We start from the raw sequence: 5,971 nt of genomic DNA, 5'->3' as shown, positions 1-5,971 counted from the left end.
ATCTTGAAGATACTCACGTTACACACCCTGAAAGACTGGAAAAGTTAATCATGCTCGTGATGATAGCATTTGTGTGGTGTTATAAAATTGGAGACTTTATTGATACTCAAATAAAACCAATAAGAATCAAAAAACACGGAAGAAGAGCTATATCAGTCTTCAGATATGGATTAGACTATATCTCAAAATGCTTGTTATCAGGAACTAATAAATATGACCTTAATCTAATTCAATTTTTGTCGTGTACTTAATTATTTTTTATAAAAAAATTGGAGCCGAAAATGCAATTGACATTATGCCAAATGAGCCTTATGACACGCCAACAGAACCATTTGGCGGCTCAGAAGATTATATCTGGAATCCTGATGGAACTGAAATTCTTTACGTGAGTAAAAAATTAAGTGGTACCGATTATGCAGTCAGCACAAATACTGATATTTATGCTTACAACCTTAAAACTCAAAAAACCCGCAACTTAACCTCTGATAATAAAGGTTATGACACAAACCCTGCTTTTTCAAATAAAGGTGAATTAGCTTGGTTACAAATGAAACGTGACGGATACGAGTCTGATAAAAATGATATCATCATTTCTCGAGATGGAAAACACATCAACTTAACTGCAGATTGGGATGGCACAGTCAATAATTTCAAATGGTCAGAAAACGGAAAAACAATTTACTTTGTTGCACCAGTAAAAGGAACAGTTCAGTTATTTGAAATTAAGGCGAAAGCTAATCAAAGACCTAAACAGATCACTCAAGGACAATTTGACATTCAAAGTGTTATTGGTCAACATAAGCGTGATTTAGTTGTTGCTCGTCAAGATATGAATCATGCTACTGAGTTGTATGTTGTCAATTCTAAAAATGGTAAAATGCGTCAATTAACTCACCAAAACGATGATGTTTATAATAACATCAAGTTAGGAAAAATTGAAAAACGCATGACAACAACAACTGATGGAAAAGAAATGTTAAGTTGGGTAGCTTATCCTCCAAATTTTGATAAAAATAAAAAATACCCAACAATTTTATATTGCCAAGGTGGACCACAAGGCGCTTTAAGTCAATTTTATTCTTTCCGTTGGAATTTTCAATTAATGGCAGCACAAGGTTATATTGTTATTGCGCCAAACCGAAGAGGAATGCCGGGATATGGTGTTGAATGGAATGAGCAAATCAGTAAGGATTACGGCGGACAAAATATGGAAGACTATTTAGCCGCAATTGATGATATTGCTCAAGAAAGTTATGTTGATAATGAGCGCTTAGCATGTATAGGTGCAAGCTACGGAGGTTATTCAGCATTTTATTTAGCAGGAAATCACGACAACAGATTTAAAAGTTTTATCGCTCATGATGGGATTTTCAACTGGAATAGTATGTACGGAACAACTGAGGAAATGTTCTTTGTCAACTGGGATTTAGGTGGCGCTTATTGGGAGAAAGATAATGAAGCTGCACAAAAAGCTTACAATGAATTTAATCCGATCAATTACGTTCAAAACTGGAATACGCCTATTTTAGTTATTCAAGGTGGCTTAGATTTCAGAGTACCGATTGGTCAAGGTTTAGAAGCTTTCCAAGCAGCCCAGCTCCAAGGCATCAAAAGTAAATTACTTTATTTTCCTGAAGAAAATCACTGGGTTCTCAACGGTCAAAACTCATTGGTATGGCAACGTGAATTTTTTAAATGGTTAAAAGAAACACTTTAATTCGGTTGTTTTTTTAAAAACACCTAAAAGCCTTTAGATATGATTTTCAATCTAAAGGCTTTTTTTATGAATATAATTTGATTTAGATTTTTTGTATAGATTCATAAAATAATGATAACAATAAGGATAGAGAATGTTATAATGCGTTAAAAAAAATAAATAATCAATAATTTTTAAGATTTTAGAGCAACTTATTTAACAAAACCAACATGAACACAAAACTATCGCAAATCTTAGCAATTAAATATCATTTTTTAGCAGTTCTGATATTTGGTATTGCAAGTCTTACTCATGCTCAAGAAAAAGAGATTTCTGCGTCGCTTTATCTAACAGGAAATACAGGAATTACCAAAAAATCCAAAGCAAATGAAATTCTTGAAGCTATTGTAAAAGCTTCTCAAGAAGATGAAAATGCTGTTTTTGTTGCTTTAGGTAATCAAACCAGAAAGCATGGTTACCCTGATAATAAAAAGGGTAGAAATGCTGAAGAAAAATTCTTAAAAGAAAACCTCATTTCGGTATTAAAAGATTTTAATGGTCGCCGCATTTATATTCCAGGAAAACACGAATGGAACAAAAAAGGACATCAAGCACTTGATGATTTAGAGTCTTTTATTCAAGATAATTCAAATAGTGAATTTTGGCCTAATGATGGATGTCCAATTGAGAGAGAAACTTTAAGTGACGAAGTTGAACTCGTGATGGTTGATTCGCAATGGTATCTCGAAAACTGGGATGATCATCCTTATGTCAATAACGATTGCGATATTAAAACAAGAGAAGATTTCTTTGCAAAGTTTAAAGATGAGATGAAGGATGAACAAAACAAAACGATTATTGTCGCTATTCATCACCCTGTTTTAAGCGCCAGCAGAAAAGGTTTTTTTGGACGAATGGGCGGTTTTTCAAAACAAAATTTCTATGCGCCAGATTTAGATTTCTTAAATGGACGATTAGAAACTTTAGCTAGCCAATTTGAAGATGTCATATTTGTATCTGGAAATCACAGAAACCTACAATATTTGAGCGACGATGGTATCCCGCAAATCATTAGTGGTGCCACAGCCAAAACAAAAAAAACAAGACCTGATGAAGAAGATGGACATTTCGGATCTGATAATTATGGTTTTGTTAAACTCAATGTTTTTAAAGATGGAACCTCAGAAGTTTTGATCTATGAATTAGATAAAAATGACGAAGCTGAACTGGTTTTCATTAAACAAATCGAATTAAAAAAAGAAGATCCTGATGAATTAGATTATCATAATAAATCAGAATTTGATTCTCATCAAGAAGCTTCAATTTATACAGAAGAAGAAACAGATAAATCAAATATTTATAAATGGTTTTGGGGTGATCATTACAGAAACATTTATAGCAGAAAAATCAATGCTCCAATTTTATTTCTCAATGATATTGATCCTAGTTTAAAAGCTGTTAGAGCTGGAGGCGGAAGTCAGTCTCGAACTTTGAGATTAGCAAGTGAAGATGAACATGAATATAACATTCGTGAACTTAAAAAAAGTGCTTTACGTTTTATACAAACTTCAATTAAGGATCACTATGTTGTGGATTATATGAGAAACACAATTGCTGAAGATATCATTCAAGACTTCTACACAACTGCGCATCCTTATGCACCTTTTGCTGTTGGAAGTTTACTTGACGAAATCAGCATTTCTCATGCAAATCCGAAAATTTATTACGTGCCAAAGCAAAAAAACCTTGGACGGTTTAATGAGACTTATGGAGATAAGCTTTATATGTTTGAAGAACACGTAGGTGATGAAAATAAATCTTTTGAAACTTTTGGAAATGCTGATGATATCATCAGTACAAAAGATCTGTATCTTGAAATACAAGATGATAAAGACGTCAAAATAGATGAAGACTTATTTATTAGAGCACGGCTTTTTGATATGCTAATCGGTGATTGGGACAGGCACCCTGATCAGTGGCGCTGGGCATTACATGAACAAGAAAATGGCACAAAACTTTACAAACCAATTCCAAGAGATAGAGATCAAGCTTTCCCTAAATATGATGGACCTTTAATAAGTATGTTTAAGTTAGGCGTACCATTACTTCGCAAAATGCAAACTTATGAGCCTGAAGTTAAAAATATTGAATGGCTTAACTATTCTGGTCACGTGTTAGACCAGAGTTTAATTACACATTCTACTTGGGAAAACTGGGAAGAACAAGCTGATTACATTAAAGAAAATATATCAGATGAAGTCATTGAAAAAGCCTTCAACAATTTACATCCAGATACGCAAGATGAAAGTATTGATCACATCAAAAGCGTTTTAAAACAACGTCGAGAAAACTTGATGCAAATTGCAAAAGATTATTACAAATTCTTCAAAAAGCATGACATTATCACTGCCACAAATGAAGATAATATTATTGATATTGTAAGACAGAAAGATGGTGTAACCCAAATCAAGATTTATGAAGATGATGAATTAATGTTCGATAAAAAATATAATAAAAAAGAAACCAAAGAAATTTGGCTTTACGGCTTAGATGGCGATGATGAAATCTCCATTTCAGGAAAAGGAAATAAATTAATTCCACTAAAAATCATGGGGGGTGAAGAGCATGATATTTACAATTTTGAAAATCCTAAAAAAGCAAAAGTTTACGACTATAAATCGAAAGACAATACTTATAACAATGTATCTTCTAAATTTATAACAGATTCTTACGATATCAATAATTACAACCCTGACAAGCGTAAACATACAGAATTCATTATTCTACCTTCTGTAGATTACAGTGGTGATCAAGGTATACAACTAGGCTTACAAACACAGATTACACATGATGGTTTAGTTAAAAATCCTTTTACAAACTATCACGAAATCATATCAAATTATATGTTTTTGAGTGATGGTATAGAATTAGAATACAAAGGCGAATTTGCACATCTTTTTTACAATTGGAATTTTGGTATTGATGCTTATTTCTCTAGTGGAAATTTTTTATCAAACTTTTTTGGAATTGGCAACAACACATCATATCATAAAGATGATGTCGACAGAGATTTCAACCGCACAAAACTTAAAAAATGGTCTCTCTCTCCTTCTCTCATTTATAGGAAAGATGAATACTTAAGAGGTCATATCACAATGATATTTGAATCAAATCAATTGATGGAAAAAGCTGACAGCTTTTCAGAATCATATTTCTCATCAACTGATGATATTTATGATAATCAACTTTATATGGGTGGTGAAGTTGGCATCAATTATAATACAAAAAGTATGTTAATTGCTTTACCAAGACGCGGAATTGATGTCGGTATTTCGGCAGGTTATAAAAGGAATATTGAAAACAAATATAATAACGAATTTAGCTACATCAAACCAATGCTTTCATTTGTATATCCTATTCATGAAAGTGGGGCTGCCACCCTAGCCACTAAAGCAGAAGGTGAAATTATCATTGGTGATAATTATGAATATTACCATGCGGCTACAATTGGTGGTAATTCGAGTTTAAGAGGTTTTAGAAATGAAAGGTTTATGGGTAAACGTTCATTTTATCAAACCACAGATTTAAGAGTAGGTATTACAAAGTTTAAAACAAACTTTATCCCTATACGTTTAGGCGTCTCGGCAGGTTTTGATTATGGACGTGTGTGGTCAGATTTTGATCAATCGGATAAATGGCATAACTCTTACGGAGGATCTATTTTCATCAATGGATTCAATGCTTTAACAGCTAATGTAGGTTTTTATAGCAGTAAAGAAGACAGTAGATTCCTTTTTTCATTTGGTTTTAAATTCTAAGATTAATTAGATTAAAATTCAATCAATTAAGAAATACTTTTATATTAATAATAAATTATTATGAAAATTAATAATAATTTAATACTTTAGTTTATTCAAGTGAGAAGTTTAGTATAGTGAGTTTTATTAAACTTTGATTTAGCTTAACCCAACCATAATAACTCAATTTAGTTTTAGTTAAGTACACGACAAAAATTGAATTAGATTAAGGTCATATTTATTAGTTCCTGATAACAAGCATTTTGAGATATAGTCTAATCCATATCTGAAGACTGATATAGCTCTTCTTCCGTGTTTTTTGATTCTTATTGGTTTTATTTGAGTATCAATAAAGTCTCCAATTTTATAACACCACACAAATGCTATCATCACGAGCATGATTAACTTTTCCAGTCTTTCAGGGTGTGTAACGTGAGTATCTTCAAGATTGAACCCGCTGGTTTTAAGAGCCCTGAAC

General features: G+C 32.3%; 2 protein-coding genes and 2 pseudogenes. 3 read left to right on the top strand and 1 reads right to left on the bottom strand.

All coding sequences use genetic code 11. The features are described from left to right. The 3 genes and pseudogenes from CAP47_RS12475 to CAP47_RS02040 form a co-directional block, all read left to right on the top strand. A pseudogene (locus tag CAP47_RS12475) lies at positions 1–251 on the top strand (IS4 family transposase); the annotation flags it as partial. A gap of 44 nt (positions 252–295) precedes the next feature. Beyond that, complete coding sequence (locus tag CAP47_RS02045) at positions 296–1,717, top strand: S9 family peptidase (protein WP_100775174.1); 1,422 nt, start codon at positions 296–298, stop codon at positions 1,715–1,717. A gap of 209 nt (positions 1,718–1,926) precedes the next feature. Further along, on the top strand, positions 1,927–5,514 hold the full coding sequence (locus tag CAP47_RS02040) for a ShlB/FhaC/HecB family hemolysin secretion/activation protein (protein WP_100775173.1): 3,588 nt from the start codon (positions 1,927–1,929) through the stop codon (positions 5,512–5,514). 177 nt (positions 5,515–5,691) lie between these two features. Here the strand turns inward: CAP47_RS02040 and CAP47_RS12470 are convergent. Next, positions 5,692–5,971 (bottom strand): annotated as a pseudogene (locus CAP47_RS12470) (IS4 family transposase); the annotation flags it as partial.

It is taken from the genome of Psychroflexus sp. S27 (assembly GCF_002810405.1).
GTDB lineage: Bacteria > Bacteroidota > Bacteroidia > Flavobacteriales > Flavobacteriaceae > Psychroflexus > Psychroflexus halocasei_A.
The sequence above is the reverse complement of the archived record's forward strand: the minus strand, read 5'-3'. Positions and strand labels throughout refer to the sequence as shown.